The sequence below is a fragment of the Streptococcus sp. HMSC072D05 genome (assembly GCF_001815805.1).
Classification (GTDB): Bacteria; Bacillota; Bacilli; order Lactobacillales; family Streptococcaceae; genus Streptococcus.
Map to the genome: position 1 here is coordinate 28323 of NZ_KV821982.1, position 16249 is coordinate 44571.

The 16249-nt window shown below is 44.0% G+C and carries 11 protein-coding genes; 9 read left to right on the forward strand and 2 right to left on the reverse strand.

Annotated elements, in window-relative coordinates; all coding sequences use genetic code 11:
* Nucleotides 1-81 precede the first annotated feature (81 nt).
* Nucleotides 82-2169: a GH92 family glycosyl hydrolase gene (locus HMPREF3057_RS00125; RefSeq protein WP_000803418.1), complete on the reverse strand. Its 2088-nt coding sequence runs from the start codon at nucleotides 2167-2169 to the stop codon at nucleotides 82-84.
* A 170-nt stretch (nucleotides 2170-2339) separates the two neighbouring features.
* Between HMPREF3057_RS00125 and HMPREF3057_RS00130 the strand changes: the two genes are divergently transcribed.
* The 9 genes from HMPREF3057_RS00130 to HMPREF3057_RS00175 all read left to right on the forward strand — a co-directional run bounded on the left by HMPREF3057_RS00130 (nucleotide 2340) and on the right by HMPREF3057_RS00175 (nucleotide 15220).
* Nucleotides 2340-3620: a glycoside hydrolase family 125 protein gene (locus HMPREF3057_RS00130; protein WP_049550170.1), complete on the forward strand. Its 1281-nt coding sequence runs from the start codon at nucleotides 2340-2342 to the stop codon at nucleotides 3618-3620.
* A 56-nt stretch (nucleotides 3621-3676) separates the two neighbouring features.
* The gene (locus tag HMPREF3057_RS00135) at nucleotides 3677-6322 is read left to right on the forward strand and encodes an alpha-mannosidase (RefSeq protein ID WP_000432735.1); all 2646 of its coding nucleotides are present in this window, start codon (nucleotides 3677-3679) and stop codon (nucleotides 6320-6322) included.
* Nucleotides 6323-6421: 99 nt separating this feature from the next.
* A complete protein-coding gene (locus HMPREF3057_RS00140) occupies nucleotides 6422-7291 on the forward strand; it encodes an ROK family protein (RefSeq protein ID WP_070695948.1) in 870 nt (289 codons plus the stop codon).
* Entirely contained in the window at nucleotides 7285-9165 is a 1881-nt protein-coding gene (locus HMPREF3057_RS00145; protein ID WP_070695950.1) for a beta-N-acetylhexosaminidase, read from the forward strand. The genes HMPREF3057_RS00140 and HMPREF3057_RS00145 overlap by 7 nt, the downstream gene beginning before the upstream one ends.
* Before the next feature lie 357 nt (nucleotides 9166-9522).
* Complete coding sequence (locus HMPREF3057_RS00155) at nucleotides 9523-10452, forward strand: ABC transporter permease (protein ID WP_000714584.1); 930 nt, start codon at nucleotides 9523-9525, stop codon at nucleotides 10450-10452.
* Nucleotides 10453-10465: 13 nt separating this feature from the next.
* Nucleotides 10466-11389 carry a carbohydrate ABC transporter permease gene (locus HMPREF3057_RS00160; protein WP_000818344.1) on the forward strand — a complete coding sequence of 308 codons (924 nt, stop codon included), beginning with the start codon at nucleotides 10466-10468 and terminating at the stop codon, nucleotides 11387-11389.
* Nucleotides 11390-11497: 108 nt separating this feature from the next.
* Nucleotides 11498-12982 carry an ABC transporter substrate-binding protein gene (locus tag HMPREF3057_RS00165; protein ID WP_070695954.1) on the forward strand — a complete coding sequence of 495 codons (1485 nt, stop codon included), beginning with the start codon at nucleotides 11498-11500 and terminating at the stop codon, nucleotides 12980-12982.
* A gap of 270 nt (nucleotides 12983-13252) precedes the next feature.
* Nucleotides 13253-14239, forward strand: a complete 987-nt coding sequence (locus tag HMPREF3057_RS00170) for an oxygen-dependent tRNA uridine(34) hydroxylase TrhO (protein WP_049477586.1) — start codon at nucleotides 13253-13255, stop codon at nucleotides 14237-14239.
* Nucleotides 14240-14359: 120 nt separating this feature from the next.
* Nucleotides 14360-15220, forward strand: a complete 861-nt coding sequence (locus tag HMPREF3057_RS00175; protein WP_044021552.1) for a DUF4299 family protein — start codon at nucleotides 14360-14362, stop codon at nucleotides 15218-15220.
* Between the two features lie 63 nt (nucleotides 15221-15283).
* On the opposite strand, the gene HMPREF3057_RS00180 is transcribed toward HMPREF3057_RS00175, so the two are convergent.
* Entirely contained in the window at nucleotides 15284-16246 is a 963-nt protein-coding gene (locus HMPREF3057_RS00180; RefSeq protein ID WP_049477585.1) for a DUF6574 domain-containing protein, read from the reverse strand.
* Between the last annotated feature and the right edge of the window lie 3 nt (nucleotides 16247-16249).

Below are 16249 nucleotides of genomic sequence, written 5' to 3' on the forward strand. Positions count from 1 at the left end.
GTAGATGGTCAGCTGGTTGACCAGCTTCAGGTCCAAGTTTCATAAAAGAAGAACCTTTGCGCGATGCAAAGGTTCTTTTGGTTATGAGTGATTTGGTAGCCAGCTGAGGGTGAAGGTCAGTTGCTCAGCTTTCAAGAGGTCTTGGTGTTGAATGCCAGATACTATGGTCTTGTCCAATCGACATTCTTTGACAAAGTTGAAGTGGCTGTGGTTTTGCTCGGCATGGATATCCAGCCATTTATTTTCCTTAGCTAGGTGGATACGGAGGTGGTCAAAGAGAGGAATTCCGAGATCGTAACTTGGTTTGCCTGGACAGGTCGGGTAGAATCCAAGAGCTGACCAGATATACCAAGCAGAGAGACTGCCATTGTCCTCATCGCCAGGATAGGCTTGCCAGCTGGGGTGAAAGGCTTTTTGACGCAAGGTCTTGATGAGAAGGGCAGTGTAGTCTGGATAGTTGCTGTAGCGAAAGAGATATGGAATGTGGAAGCTAGGCTGGTTAGAGATGGCGACTTGTCCAAAGGGAGCTGTTGCCATCTCGCTCATTTCATGAATCTCGTAACCATAGCCAGTCGTTTCAAAGAGAGGAGCATCCTGACAGGCTTTCAAAAGGTAGTGGCTAAAGGTTTCTTTTCCACCCATCAGTTGGATTAAGCCAGGGATGTCGTGTAGAACGCCCAAAGTCGCTTGAATGGCAGAACATTCGGCGTAGTCTCGTCCCCAACTGTAAGGAGAGAAGTCAGGTCGGAAGTTGCCTTGACTGTCTCGCGCACGCATATAGCCTGTCTCAGAGTCAAAGAGATGACGGAAATTCTGCGATGCGACCTTATAAGTCTCAGCGATGTCATTCTGACCAAGCTTTTGGGCGCAGCTAGCGATACAAAAATCGCTATAGGCATAGTCTAGGGTGTGACTGACGCTTTCGTGATTGTCTGAGGATAGATAGCCCAGTTCTTGGTATTGGGCCAAACCGTGGCGACCGTTGATGCCAAGAGGATCAGACTCGGTGGCTGTCTCCAGCATGGCTTGGAGGAATTCTTCTTCCAAGTCGGGGGTTATGTCCTTGCAGGCGCTATCTGCGATAATGCCGTCTAAAAGAGTGCCAGGCATCATGCCACGCTCATCTGGAGCCAGCCATTTTGGCAGGAAACCAGTATCGCGGTAGCTATTGAGGAAACCTTCTAGAAAGCGGTGATAGTGTTCCGGTATGATAAGGGCAAAGAGGGGGAAGGTGGTGCGGAAGGTATCCCAGAAACCATTGTTGCTAAAGAGGACACCGGGCTTGACAGTACCAGTAGACAAATCCATGTGGATGGCCTGCCCTGACTCGTTCACCTCATAAAATGTCTGTGGGAAAAGGAAGAGTCTGTAGAGGCAGTGATCAAAAAAGGTTCGGTCGGCTTCCCCTGTCTCCACGATATCAAAACGGTGGAGGAGATTTTCCCAGTCTGCTTGGGCATTTGCTTTACAGCTATCAAAGTCCTTTTGAGGTAGATTAAGCAGCGCTTGAGAAGGCGATATGAAAGAAGTTGCTAGTTGAATCTCGGCTTGACTGCTTGCTAAGTCAATTCGCCAGTCTCCCTCTTCTTGTGTGATAGCAAGAATATCCGTATTCATTTGTAAAGCAGTAAACAGTATCAGCGGATTTTTGTTGGTCTCTGTTTTTCCCTCTTGACGCAGGGCAAGAGTCCGCTTATCTATTTGTTCTCCTGTCAGTTCATCTGCTGCGTGAAGATAGAGGGAGAGGGCTTTGCCTTGCTTTTGCTCCAAACGAATAGAAGCGCCATAGCAAGTCGGTGTAAGCTGGGTTTCAATCTGATAGCGCAGGGAGAAAATCTTCAGATAATGAGGTTGGAAAGAGGCCTTATCCCTATCATAGGAGGATTGACGGTGAAAGAGGCTGTTTCCACCCAGATGGCCTGTGACAGGTGTCAGAAGGAGCCAAGAGTAGTCGCCAATCCAAGGACTGGGCTGGTGGGTTAATCTAATCCCCTGAAAAATAGGTAGATGCGGATCGAAAAGCCAAGCTTCCTCCTGATCACTGGTCTGGGGCACAAAATAATTCATCCCGAAAGGGACGCCTGTGTAGGGCAGGGTATTTCCTCGAGAAAAGGCATGCTTGCTAGCAGTCCCAAAGCGGGTATCGATGGTTTCAAGTAGTGGTTTCATAGTCTTTCCTTTAGCTGTTTTTCTACATTATATCAGAAAAATGAGACCTTTAGATATGGGGTTCGAAAGTAAGCAATTTTGTAGAAAAATGACTATCATTTGTGTATGTATTTTCTGTCTCAAAAACTATATACTGAACATGAAACTTGTTTGAAAGAGGAAACTGCACGATGACTTATTCGAAAGAAATTGTTAGAGAATGGCTGGATGAAGTAGCAGAGCGGGCTAAGGACCATCCGGAGTGGGTGGATGTCTTTGAGCGTTGCTATACAGACACCTTGGACAATACGGTCGAGATCCTAGAAGATGGCTCAACCTTTGTATTGACTGGGGATATTCCTGCCATGTGGCTTCGGGATTCGACAGCCCAACTCAGACCCTACCTTCATGTGGCTAAAAGAGATCCTCTCTTGCGCCAGACCATTTCAGGTTTGGTCAAGCGTCAGATGACCTTGGTGCTCAAGGATCCGTATGCCAATTCCTTCAATATTGAGGAGAACTGGAAGGGCCACCACGAGACTGACCACACGGACCTTAATGGTTGGATCTGGGAACGCAAGTACGAGGTGGACTCGCTTTGCTATCCTTTGCAACTGGCTTATCTACTTTGGAAAGAGACTGGTGAGACCAGTCAGTTTGATGAGACTTTTGTCGCAGCAACCAAGGAAATTCTCCATCTTTGGACAGTGGAACAAGACCACAACAATTCACCTTATCGTTTTGTCCGTGATACAGACCGCAAGGAAGACACCTTGGTAAATGATGGATTTGGACCTGACTTTGCAGTGACAGGTATGACCTGGTCAGCTTTTCGTCCGAGTGATGACTGCTGTCAGTATAGCTATTTGATTCCGTCCAATATGTTTGCCGTAGTTGTCTTGGGGTATGTGCAAGAAATCTTTGCAGAACTGGATCTAGCTGATAGCCAAAACATCGTGGCAGACGCTAAACGCCTGCAAGCTGAAATCCAAGAAGGAATCGAAAACTACGCTTACACCACTAACAGCAAGGGTGAAAAGATTTACGCCTTTGAAGTGGATGGTTTAGGGAATGCTAGCATCATGGATGACCCAAACGTACCAAGTTTGTTGGCTGCGCCTTATCTGGGCTACTGCGACATTGACGATGAGGTTTACCAAGCAACTCGTCGGACCATTCTGAGCCCTGAAAATCCATACTTCTACCAAGGAGAATACGCTAGCGGTCTCGGAAGTTCTCATACCTTCTATCGCTATATCTGGCCAATCGCCCTTTCTATCCAAGGTTTGACAACAAGAGATAAGGCGGAGAAGAAATTCTTGCTCGATCAGCTGGTTGCCTGCGATGGTGGAACAGGTGTTATGCACGAAAGCTTCCACGTGGATGACCCAACGCTCTACTCTCGTGAATGGTTCTCTTGGGCCAACATGATGTTCTGTGAATTAGTCTTGGATTACCTGGATATTCGCTAGTCAGTTCTTTAGTTAGATAGAAATAAAAATTTAAATTTAGAATGAGGTTTTACTTCATGGAAAATGTTGTTGTACATATTATCTCACATAGTCACTGGGACCGTGAGTGGTACTTACCTTTTGAAAGCCACCGTATGCAGTTGGTGGAATTATTTGATAATCTTTTTGACCTTTTTGAAAATGACCCTGAGTTCAAGAGTTTCCACTTGGATGGCCAAACCATTGTCCTTGATGACTATTTGGAAATTCGCCCTGAAAATCGCGACAAAGTCCAACGTTACATCGACGAAGGCAAACTCAAAATTGGTCCCTTTTACATCTTGCAGGATGATTACTTGATTTCAAGTGAAGCCAATGTTCGCAATACCTTGATTGGTCAAGCAGAATGTGCAAAATGGGGCAAATCAACCCAGATTGGTTACTTCCCAGATACCTTTGGAAATATGGGGCAAGCTCCCCAAATCCTTCAAAAATCAGGTATTCACGTGGCAGCTTTTGGGCGTGGTGTGAAGCCGATTGGATTTGACAACCAAGTCCTCGAAGATGAGCAGTTTACTTCCCAATTTTCAGAAATGTACTGGCAGGGTGCGGACGGAAGTCGTGTCCTCGGTATCCTCTTTGCCAACTGGTATAGTAATGGGAATGAAATCCCAGTTGATAAGGATGAGGCCCTGACTTTCTGGAGACAAAAATTGTCAGACGTACGTGACTATGCTTCGACCAACCAATGGTTGATGATGAACGGCTGTGACCACCAGCCTGTACAGCGAAATCTGAGCGAAGCCATTCGTGTGGCAAATGAACTCTTCCCAGATGTAACCTTTGTGCATAGTTCCTTTGATGACTATGTCCATGCAGTAGAAAGTGCCCTACCGGAGCAGTTATCTACGGTTACAGGTGAGTTGACGAGTCAAGAAACAGATGGTTGGTACACGCTTGCCAACACTTCTTCTTCACGGATTTACCTTAAACAAGCCTTCCAAGAAAATAGTAACCTGCTAGAACAAGTGGTGGAGCCATTAACTGTCATCACTGGTGGGCACAACCATAAGGACCAGTTGACCTATGCTTGGAAAGTTCTTCTACAAAATGCGCCACATGACAGTATCTGTGGCTGTAGCGTGGACGAGGTTCACCGTGAGATGGAGACACGTTTTGCCAAGGTCAACCAAGTCGGAAACTTTGTGAAAACTAACCTTCTCAACGAGTGGAAGGGTAAAATCGCAACCCATGAAGCCCAAAGCGACCATCTCTTTACGGTTATCAATACAGGCTTGCATGATAAGGTTGATACGGTCAGCACAGTGATTGATGTGGCGACTTGTGATTTCAAAGAATTGCACCCAACAGAAGGCTATAAGAAGATGGCAGCCTTGACCTTGCCAAGCTACCGTGTTGAAGACTTGGAAGGACATGCTGTAGAAGCGAAAATCGAAGATTTGGGAGCTAATTTTGAGTATGATTTACCAAAAGACAAGTTCCGTCAGGCTCGTATTGCTCGACAAGTGCGCGTGACAGTCCCTGTTCATCTAGCACCTCTCTCTTGGACAACCTTCCAATTGCTTGAAGGAGAACAAGAACACCGTGACGGTATTTACCAAAATGGAGTGATTGATACGCCATTTGTAACGGTCAGTGTGGATGAAAACATCACGGTCTACGACAAGACAACTCATGAAGCTTATGAAGATGTTATTCGCTTTGAAGACCGTGGTGACATTGGAAATGAGTACATCTACTTCCAACCAAAAGGAACAGAGCCTATCTACGCAGAACTCAAAGGCTATGAGGTCTTGGAAAATACAGCTCGTTTTGCCAAGATCTTGCTCAAGCATGAATTGACAATTCCAGTAAGTGCAGACGAAAAACTGGATGCGGAACAAAGAGGAATCATCGAGTTTATGACGCGTGAAGCTGGGCGCTCAGAAGAATTGACAAGCGTTCTTCTTGAAACAGAGATGACCGTCTTTGTTGACAATCCACAAATTCGTTTCAAGACTCGCTTTACTAACACAGCCAAGGACCACCGTATCCGTCTCTTGGTCAAGACTCATAACACACGTCCAAGCAATGACTCTGAAAGCATCTATGAGGTGGTGACACGACCAAATAAACCAGCTGCTTCTTGGGAAAATCCTGAAAATCCTCAACACCAACAAGCCTTTGTCAGTCTGTATGATGATGAAAAAGGGGTGACAGTGGCTAATAAAGGATTGCACGAGTATGAAATCCTTGGAGACGACACCATTGCAGTGACCATTTTGCGTGCATCAGGTGAGTTAGGTGACTGGGGTTACTTCCCAACACCAGAAGCTCAGTGCTTGCGTGAGTTTGAAGTTGAGTTTACACTTGAATGCCACCAAGCAGGGGAACGTTTCTCAGCTTTCCGTCGTGCCAAAGCCTTCCAAACACCATTCACTAGTCTTCAGGTTGCTAAACAAGAAGGAAGTGTTGCTGCGACTGGTAGCCTCTTGAGTCATGCGGCACTCAGCTTGCCACAAGTCTGCCCGACAGCCTTTAAGGTAGCTGAAAATGAAGAAGGATATGTACTTCGTTACTACAATATGAGCCAAGAAAATGTTCGCATATCAGAACACCAACAAACCATTTTGGACTTACTTGAGCGACCATATCCAGTTCATTCAGGACTATTGGCTCCACAAGAAATTCGTACAGAATTGATCAAAAAAGAAGACATTTAACAGTTTTAAAGTGTTTGATAACTAATACTATGAGATAGAAAGGAGGGGCGAAAAAGTAAGGGCTAACTGCTGATTCGCCCCTTTTTACGGTAAAGAACAATGATCATTGCAACTATTGATATCGGAGGGACTGGGATTAAGTTTGCCAGTCTGACTCCTGATGGAAAAATACTAGATAAGACAAGTACACTGACACCAGAAACCCTAGAAGATTTACTGGTATGGCTAGACCAATGTCTGTCGGAGAAAGATTATAGTGGGATTGCCATGAGCGTTCCAGGCGCGGTCAATCAAGAAACTGGTGTGATTGAGGGAATTAGTGCCGTACCTTACATCCATGGCTTTTCTTGGTATGAGGCTCTTGCTCATCATCAGCTACCTGTCCATCTAGAAAATGATGCCAACTGTGTTGGACTTAGTGAACTGCTGGCTCACCCAGAGATTGAAAATGCAGCCTGTGTCGTGATTGGGACAGGAATTGGCGGAGCTATGATTATCAATGGCAAACTTCACCGTGGACGCCACGGCTTGGGTGGAGAATTTGGCTACATGACAACCATTGAACCAGCTGAAAAACTCAACAACTGGTCGCTACTAGCCTCTACAGGAAACATGGTTCGCTACGTAATTGAAAAATCTGGTCAGACTGACTGGGACGGACGCAAGATTTACCAAGAGGCCGCAGCTGGCAATGCTCTTTGTCAAGAAGCTATTTTGCGCATGAACCGTAATCTGGCGCAAGGCTTGCTCAATATTCAGTATCTCATCGACCCAGATGTCATTAGTCTGGGAGGCTCCATCAGTCAGAATCCAGACTTTATCCAAGGTGTCAAAAAAGCTGTCGATGAATTTGTCGAAACCTACGAAGAATACACGGTCGCACCAGTTATCCAGACCTGCACCTATCACGCAGACGCCAATCTCTACGGTGCCCTTGTCAACTGGCTACAGGAGGAAAATCAGTGGTAAGATTTACAGGACTTAGTCCCAAACAAACTCAGGCAATCGACTTGCTGACAAAGCATATCTCTTTACCAGATGTGGAAATTGCAGTCGCTCAGTCTGATCAGGCCTCTATCTCTATCAAGGGTGAAAGTGGACACTATCAACTAACCTATCGCAAACCTCACCAACTATACCGCGCCTTGTCCTTATTGGCAACAGCTCTAGTAGAAGGGGATAAGGTAGAGATTGAAGAAGAAGCTGCTTACGAAGAGTTGGCCTACATGGCAGACTGTTCACGAAATGCAGTGCTCAATGTCGCTTCTGCCAAACAGATGATTGAGGTCTTGGCTCTCATGGGCTACTCAACATTTGAGCTTTACATGGAAGACACCTACCAGATTGAGGGACAGCCTTACTTTGGCTATTTCCGTGGTGCCTACTCGGCTGAGGAGTTGCAGGAAATCGAAGCCTACGCTCAGCAGTTTGACATGACCTTTGTGCCTTGCATCCAGACCTTGGCCCACTTGTCAGCCTTTGTCAAATGGGGTGTTAAGGAAGTGCAAGAACTCCGTGATGTGGAGGACATTCTCCTTATCGGCGAAGAAAAGGTTTATGACCTGATTGATGGCATGTTTGCCACTCTATCTAAACTGCAGACTCGCAAGGTCAATATCGGGATGGACGAAGCCCATTTGGTTGGTTTGGGGCGCTACCTCATTTTGAACGGTGTTGTGGACCGTAGTCTCCTTATGTGCCAACACTTGGAGCGCGTACTGGATATTGCAGACAAGTATGGTTTCCACTGCCAGATGTGGAGCGATATGTTCTTTAAACTCATGTCAGCAGATGGCCAGTACGACCGTGATGTGGAGATTCCTGAGGAAACTCGTGTCTACCTCGACCGACTTAAAGATCGTGTAACCTTGGTTTACTGGGATTATTATCAGGACAGCGAGGAAAAATACAACCGCAATTTCCGCAATCACCACAAGATTAGCCAAGATATTGCCTTTGCAGGTGGTGCTTGGAAGTGGATCGGTTTCACACCCAACAACCATTTCAGCCGTCTTATTGCTCTTGAAGCCAACAAAGCCTGTCGTGCTAACGACATCAAAGAAGTCATTGTAACGGGTTGGGGGGACAATGGTGGGGAAACTGCCCAGTTTTCTATTCTACCAAGTCTGCAAATCTGGGCAGAACTCAGCTACCGCAATGACCTAGACCGTTTGTCTGCACACTTCAAGACCAATACAGGTCTATCGGTTGAGGACTTTATACAGATTGACCTAGCTAATCTCTTGCCAGACCTACTAGGCAATCTCAGTGGCATCAATCCCAACCGCTATGTCTTTTATCAGGATATTCTCTGTCCGATTCTTGACAAACATATGACACCTGAACAGGACAAACCGCACTTTGCTCAGGCAGCTGCGACGCTTGCTGAAATCAAAGAAAAAGCAGGAAATTATGCTTATCTCTTTGAAACTCAGGCCCAGTTGAACCAGATTTTAAGCAGTAAAGTGGATGTGGGACGACGCATTCGTCAGGCCTACCAAGTAAACGATAAAGAAAGTCTGAGAGAAATCGCAAGCCAAGAATTACCAAAACTTAGAAGCGAGATTGAAAACTTCCATGCCCTCTTTAGCCACCAATGGTTGAAAGAAAACAAGGTCTTTGGTTTGGATACGGTTGATATCCGTATGGGCGGACTCTTGCAACGCATCAAGCGAGCAGAAAGCCGTATCGAAGCCTATCTGTCTGATCAGATTGACCGCATCGACGAGCTAGAAGTTGAAATCCTACCATTTACTGACTTCTACGCAGACAAGGACTTCGCAGCCACAACAGCCAACCAATGGCATACTATTGCGACAGCTTCAACGATTTATACGACTTAATACTCTTCGAAAATCTCTTAAAACCACGTCAGCTTCGCCTTGCCGTATAGATGTTACTGACTTCGTCAGTTTTATCTGCAACCTCAAAGCAGTGCTTTGAGCAGCTTGCGGCTAGCTTCCTAGTTTGCTCTTTGATTTTCATTGAGTATAAAAACAAGAACAGTGTCCTTTGTTCAGAGTGTTTCTCGTGAAACCTATTTCTTATAAAAAACTTCTCCACAAAAAATAATTTGTGGAGTTTTTTCTATAATTAGTAGTTTAACCTAGCCTTCAAATAGGAGTATACTAATAATGTAATCGTTATCAAACCTAAAAATTCGATGAAATCAGTTTTTAGGAATAAAAAGGGAGGAAATTATGAAAAAGTTTTCAAAGACCTTGAGAGATAACTGGATCTTTCTCTTGATGGTTTTACCAGGGGCACTCTGGTTGATTCTATTCTTTTACATTCCAGTATTTGGGAATGTGGTTGCCTTTAAAGACTACCATATGACCAGTAATGGTTTCATAGATAGTATTGTGAATAGTAAATGGGTCGGGTTAGATAATTTCAGATTCTTGTTTAGTTCAAAAGATGCCTTTATCATCACTCGAAATACCGTTCTCTACAATCTCGGGTTTATCTTTATCGGTTTGATTGTATCAGTAGGGATTGCCATCATCCTCAGCGAGCTCCGCTCTAAGAGAATGGTTAAGATTTTCCAAACGTCTATGTTGTTCCCTTACTTCCTGTCATGGGTTATCATCAGTTTCTTTACAGATGCCTTCCTAAACATTGACAAAGGGGTCTTCAACCATTTCCTAACATCCATTGGCATGAAGGAAGTCAACTTTTACGCTGACTTAGGCATTTGGCCATACCTTCTCCTTTTCCTAGGTATTTGGAAAGGCTTTGGATATAGCAGTGTCATGTACTATGCGACGATCATGGGAATTGATCCAACCTACTACGAAGCAGCAACAGTGGACGGGGCGAGCAAGTGGCAACGCATTCGCAACGTAACCATTCCTCAGTTGACTCCACTTGTAACTGTATTGACCATCCTTGCAGTCGGAAATATCTTCCGTGCAGACTTTGGTCTCTTCTATCAAATTCCACACAATGCTGGTCAGCTTTACAATGTAACCAACGTTTTGGACGTATATGTCTTTAATGGTTTGACTCAGACAGCAGATATCGGTATGGCTTCAGCAGCCGGTCTTTACCAATCCGTTGTCGGTTTGATTCTGGTTATCCTATCAAACTTGCTTGCAAGACGAGTCGATCCAAACTCAGCTTTGTTCTAGAAAGGAGGAGAATATGGCAGAAAAGAAAATTAAAAAAGAAAAAATCGATAATGTCGGCATTCACTCCTTCAGTAAGAAAGCAGATATCTTCTTTAGTATCATCTCTGGTTTGATTGCTCTTTCTTGTATCTTGCCCTTTATCTTCGTTATCATCATTTCGGTGACAGACGAAAAGAGCATCCTCCAGTATGGATATAGCTTTTTCCCTTCGAAGTTTGGTGTAGACGGATTCCAGTTCTTGGCTCAGTTTAAAGATAAGATCCTCCAAGCGCTCTTTATCTCAGTTTTTGTAACTGTAGTCGGAACAGTGACCAACGTCTTCATTACAACCACTTATGCCTACGCCATCTCACGGACAACCTTTAAGTACCGCAGATTCTTCACGATCTTCGCTCTTCTTAGTATGTTGTTCAATGCTGGTTTGGTACCGGGCTATATTGTGGTAACTCGCCTGCTTCAACTGGGTGATACCGTTTGGGCCTTGATTGTTCCAATGCTCCTCTCACCATTCAACATCATCTTGATGCGTTCCTTCTTCAAGAAGACCATTCCAGAAGCCATTCTCGAATCTGCTCGTATTGATGGTGCCAGTGAAGCTCGGATCTTCTTCCAGATCTGTTTGCCATTGTCACTTCCAGGTATCGCAACCATCACGCTTTTGACAGCTCTTGGTTTCTGGAACGACTGGTTCAACGCCCTTCTTTATATCAAGAGTGACAACTTGTATCCATTGCAATATTTGCTTATGCAAATCCAACAAAATATGGACTACATTGCAAAAGCAGTCGGTCTATCTGGCCAACTGGGAGTTGCTCTACCGAAAGAAACAGGTCGTATGGCCATGGTTGTTGTTGCAACCCTTCCAATCGCGATTCTGTATCCATTCTTCCAACGCTACTTTGTTAAAGGTTTGACCATCGGTGGTGTGAAAGAATAGCACTTGCTGAGAAACACCGTTTCTCCCTTCCCAACTTCATCTTAGTGACTGAAGTTACAAATTATTAAATCGTTTATAAGTTTAAAAATAAAAAAAGGAGTTTTTATCATGAAAAACTGGAAAAAATATGCTTTTGCATCTGCTAGCGTAGTCGCTTTGGCTGCTGGTCTTGCTGCTTGTGGAAACCTTACAGGTAATAACAAAAAAGCTGCTGATACTGCTTCAGGTGAAAAACCTGTAATCAAAATGTACCAAATCGGTGACAAACCAGACAACTTGGATGAATTGCTAGAAAATGCAAACAAAATCATCGAAGAAAAAGTCGGTGCTAAATTGGATATCCAATACCTCGGATGGGGTGACTATGATAAGAAAATGTCAGTTATCACATCATCTGGTGAAAACTATGATATCGCATTTGCATCTAACTATGTCGTAAATGCTCAAAAAGGTGCTTATGCTGACTTGACAGAATTGTATAAAAAAGAAGGAGCAGAGCTTTACAAAGCACTTGACCCAGCTTACATCAAAGGGAACACTGTAAACGGTAAGATCTATGCAGTACCAGTTGCAGCTAACGTTGCATCATCTCAAAACTTTGCCTTCAACGGAACTCTTCTTGCTAAATACGGTATCGATATTTCAGGTGTAACTTCATACGAAACACTTGAGCCAGTCTTGAAACAAATCAAAGAAAAAGCTCCAGACGTAGTACCATTTGCGGTTACGAAGAACTTTATCCCATCTGATAACTTTGACTACCCAGTACCAAACGGACTTCCATTTGTTATTGACCTTGAAGGAGACACTACTAAGATCGTAAACCGTTACGAAGTGCCTCGTTTCAAAGAACACTTGAAGACTCTTCACAAATTCTATGAAGCTGGATACATTCCAAAAGACGTAGCAACAAGCGACACTTCATTTGACCTTCAACAAGATACTTGGTTCGTTCGTGAAGAAACAGTAGGACCAGCTGACTACGGTAACAGCTTGCTCTCACGCGTTGCTAACAAAGACATCCAAATCAAACCAATCACTAACTTTATCAAGAAAAACCAAACAACACAAGTTGCCAACTTTGTTATCTCAAACAACTCTAAGAACAAAGAAAAATCAATGGAAGTGTTGAACCTCTTGAACACGAACCCAGAACTCTTGAACGGTCTTGTTTACGGTCCAGAAGGCAAGAACTGGGAAAAAATTGAAGGTAAAGAAAACCGTGTACGCGTCCTTGATGGCTACAAAGGAAATACTCACATGGGTGGATGGAACACTGGTAACAACTGGATTCTTTACATCAACGAAAACGTTACAGATCAACAAATCGAAGATTCTAAGAAACAATTGGCAGAAGCTAAAGAATCTCCAGCACTTGGATTCATCTTTAACACTGACAATGTGAAATCTGAAATCTCAGCAATTTCTAACACAATGCAACAATTCGATACAGCTATCAACACTGGTACTGTAGACCCAGATAAAGCTATTCCAGAATTGATGGAAAAATTGAAATCTGAAGGTGCCTACGAAAAAGTATTGAACGAAATGCAAAAACAATATGACGAATTCTTGAAAAACAAAAAATCATAAGATTGATTGATTTCGTGTATTCATTCCTAATTCCTAAAAATGTGATCACTGCCTTCCTTAGTTCTCTAGGGGAGGTAGTGATTTTTAGGATGCAAATAAAAAGTTGAGAGAATTATCTGCGATTCGGTATGGTTACTGATGAAGTGCAGGGGTAGGACTCTTTATATAATTTCCGGTCAAATAAATTGCATTCGTTTTCCCAAGTGGGTATACTAGTATAGTTGAATGAAAAATTCTGAAAATTTAAGAATAGAAAAGAGAACAAATCTTATGGCAAAAGATATTCGTGTCTTACTTTACTACCTTTATACTCCAATTGAAAACGCAGAGCAATTTGCGGCAGATCACCTGGCTTTCTGTAAATCAATCGGCCTTAAAGGCCGTATCCTAGTCGCTGACGAGGGAATTAACGGGACTGTTTCAGGTGACTACGAAACAACTCAAAAATACATGGACTATGTTCACAGCCTCCCAGGCATGGAAGACCTCTGGTTCAAGATTGACGAAGAAAGTGAACAAGCCTTCAAGAAGATGTTTGTTCGCTACAAGAAAGAAATTGTCCACCTTGGTTTGGAAGACAACGACTTTGACAACGACATCAACCCACTTGAAACAACAGGTGCTTACTTGTCTCCAAAAGAGTTCAAAGAAGCCCTTCTTGACGAAGATACCGTTGTCCTTGACACACGTAACGATTACGAGTACGACCTAGGACACTTCCGTGGGGCTATCCGCCCAGACATCCGCAACTTCCGTGAGTTGCCACAATGGGTCCGTGACAACAAGGAAAAATTCATGGACAAGCGTGTTGTGGTTTACTGTACAGGTGGCGTTCGCTGTGAGAAATTCTCAGGCTGGATGGTTCGTGAAGGCTACAAAGATGTTGGTCAATTGCACGGAGGAATCGCAACTTATGGTAAAGACCCAGAAGTCCAAGGTGAGCTTTGGGATGGGAAAATGTACGTCTTTGACGAGCGTATTGCCGTTGATGTTAACCATGTTAACCCAACCATCGTAGGGAAAGACTGGTTTGATGGAACACCATGTGAACGCTATGTCAACTGTGGAAATCCCTTCTGTAACCGTCGTATCCTAACATCAGAAGAAAATGAAGACAAGTATCTCCGTGGATGCTCATACGAGTGTCGTGTTCACCCTCGCAACCGCTATGTTTCAGAAAATGAATTGACACAAGCAGAAGTAATCGAGCGCTTAGCTGCTATCGGTGAAAGCTTGGATCAAGTCGCTACAGTATAAAGCAAACAGCCCTTAGGGGCTGTTTTTCTATGCTTTTTATCTAAAAATCTAAAATTTGTTTCTGTATCTTTCAGGAAAATAGGTTATACTATATGTAAACGATTTCAAAGGAGGCCAGTTATGGCGAAAACATTTTTTATCCCAAATAAAGAAAGCATCCTCGGACAACAGGAGATCTTGACTGCCAAGTCTATCTTGGCCTTGGTGGAGGGCTTGGAGTCACACAGTTATGATTCAGTCTATCTCCGTCAGCCGCTTAATCGTCTCGAGTATATCGAGTGTGGGATTGTAGGTCAGTCACAATTTCTCTTCAAGGTGAACTATGCGGATAGTCGAAAAGGCTATCAAGTGGTGATTCCAGACTTCCTTACCAGAGCGGACTGGGAGATTGTAGAAGCTCTCCTCCAAGCCCTATCGAGCAAGTTGGGGCAAGTGGTAGAAGGGCTAGAAGACTTTGACTTTGAAGCTTATTTCCGACAAACAGTTCAGAATTATCTAGCTGACAAAGTGGCTCGTCTAGTATACTGCCAAGGGCTCTTGTCCCCTATCTATCTCAACAAGGAATACCTCGAGAGCTTTTTGGCTGAGGATGGATTGGCACGTTTTGAAGAGCTAGTCAAGAAGGTTCAAGGCTCTGATGCCTACCTTGCCAGTGTGAAATTTTACCCAGATGCTCAAGGCAAGGTGTACGGTATCTATCACCTAGCCCAGGGAGTCAAGACGATTTTGCCAAAGGAACCCTTTGTACCGGCGCACTATACTGAGCAGCTAGCAGGCAAGGAACTTGTTTGGGAGATTGACCTAGTGGCGATTTCTGGTGATGGTTCAAAAGCCGAAGACTACGAATCCATCGCTCGCTTGGACTATGCAAGATTCCTAGAGTCACTACCAAAAGCATTTTACCAGCAATTAGATGCCAATCAACTAGAAGTACAAGCCATTTTGGGAAAAGACTTTGAAGAATTGGCAAGCATCGAGTAGGCCTTGTTTAAAAAATAGTTAGTATAAAAAATCCCTGTCATTGGTCAATGGCAGGGATTTTGGTTAAAAGAAGGTCAGGATGCGAAGGTAGTCTACTGTCAGCGCGAGCTCTGCAATGAAGAAGGGCAAGAGAATAGCGCCATCAAGTAAGACAGCTAGCAAGAATCGATAAAATGGGTCGAGGCTACTGGTCTTACTTGGCTTGCTAATCACAAAGAGATTTCCAAGGGCAAAGATGGCCATGCTTAGAAGAGTGAGGATACCAGCAAATCGTAAGCCACCAAAGAGTGCAAAGAAACTTGCTAGAGATGTTAAGACAAGCGGGATAGCAAAGAGTCGGCTGTAACGATCGCAAGCTTCTTGGAATGTGAAGTCACTCTCCTGATCCAGCACACGTCGGACAGTAAAGCCTCCCAAAATGATGGAAAAGTAAAATAGAGCGCTAGCGACCAAGATAGAAAGGCCAGCAAAGAGATCCAAAGGTGGGAGCTGGTTAGGAGAACTATTAGCAATAGAAATCATATAGCCATAGTAGAGGTGCTTGATATGATAGATACTAAAGAAAAGGTTAATCGAAGACAGCAAAGTGAGCAGGGCAAAGACACTGTAACGATGCTTTTGGTCCGTGGTCTTGCTGGTAGTTGGTTCTTGGATAGCATCCAGTAGCCAAGACCAAAATAGTGCGATTTCTTCTTTGAATCTGGCTGTTTTACGAGGGTCAATATCTGGGATATAGGGGCTTTCTAAAGCCTTGCTGAGAATACTTTTCTCTTTTACAGAGTTTTCTTGCTTGTGTTTCTCTTCAGCTTTCCCTTCTCCCTCTTCCTCGGTTTGGGTTTCCTCAGTCATTTCGGGAGCTTTCTCCTCGTGGGTTTCCATCTCTTTAGGTGAGACAGAAGTTTCTTCGCTTACTTGTGGTTCAGTTTCCACAGTTTCTGAAGTCTCTGGCTCGTCGGGTTGGACTTCTGATTTCGTCTGAGGTGATTTCTTCTCAAGATCGGCACTTTCAAACCATTCTTGTGTCATGGT

Coding starts and splice junctions, on each gene's coding strand:
- HMPREF3057_RS00125 (WP_000803418.1), bottom strand. CDS start 2,169: ATGAAACCACTACTTGAAACCATCGATACCCGCTTTGGGACTGCTAGC.
- HMPREF3057_RS00130 (WP_049550170.1), top strand. CDS start 2,340: ATGACTTATTCGAAAGAAATTGTTAGAGAATGGCTGGATGAAGTAGCA.
- HMPREF3057_RS00135 (WP_000432735.1), top strand. CDS start 3,677: ATGGAAAATGTTGTTGTACATATTATCTCACATAGTCACTGGGACCGT.
- HMPREF3057_RS00140 (WP_070695948.1), top strand. CDS start 6,422: ATGATCATTGCAACTATTGATATCGGAGGGACTGGGATTAAGTTTGCC.
- HMPREF3057_RS00155 (WP_000714584.1), top strand. CDS start 9,523: ATGAAAAAGTTTTCAAAGACCTTGAGAGATAACTGGATCTTTCTCTTG.
- HMPREF3057_RS00160 (WP_000818344.1), top strand. CDS start 10,466: ATGGCAGAAAAGAAAATTAAAAAAGAAAAAATCGATAATGTCGGCATT.
- HMPREF3057_RS00165 (WP_070695954.1), top strand. CDS start 11,498: ATGAAAAACTGGAAAAAATATGCTTTTGCATCTGCTAGCGTAGTCGCT.
- HMPREF3057_RS00170 (WP_049477586.1), top strand. CDS start 13,253: ATGGCAAAAGATATTCGTGTCTTACTTTACTACCTTTATACTCCAATT.
- HMPREF3057_RS00175 (WP_044021552.1), top strand. CDS start 14,360: ATGGCGAAAACATTTTTTATCCCAAATAAAGAAAGCATCCTCGGACAA.
- HMPREF3057_RS00180 (WP_049477585.1), bottom strand. CDS start 16,246: ATGACACAAGAATGGTTTGAAAGTGCCGATCTTGAGAAGAAATCACCT.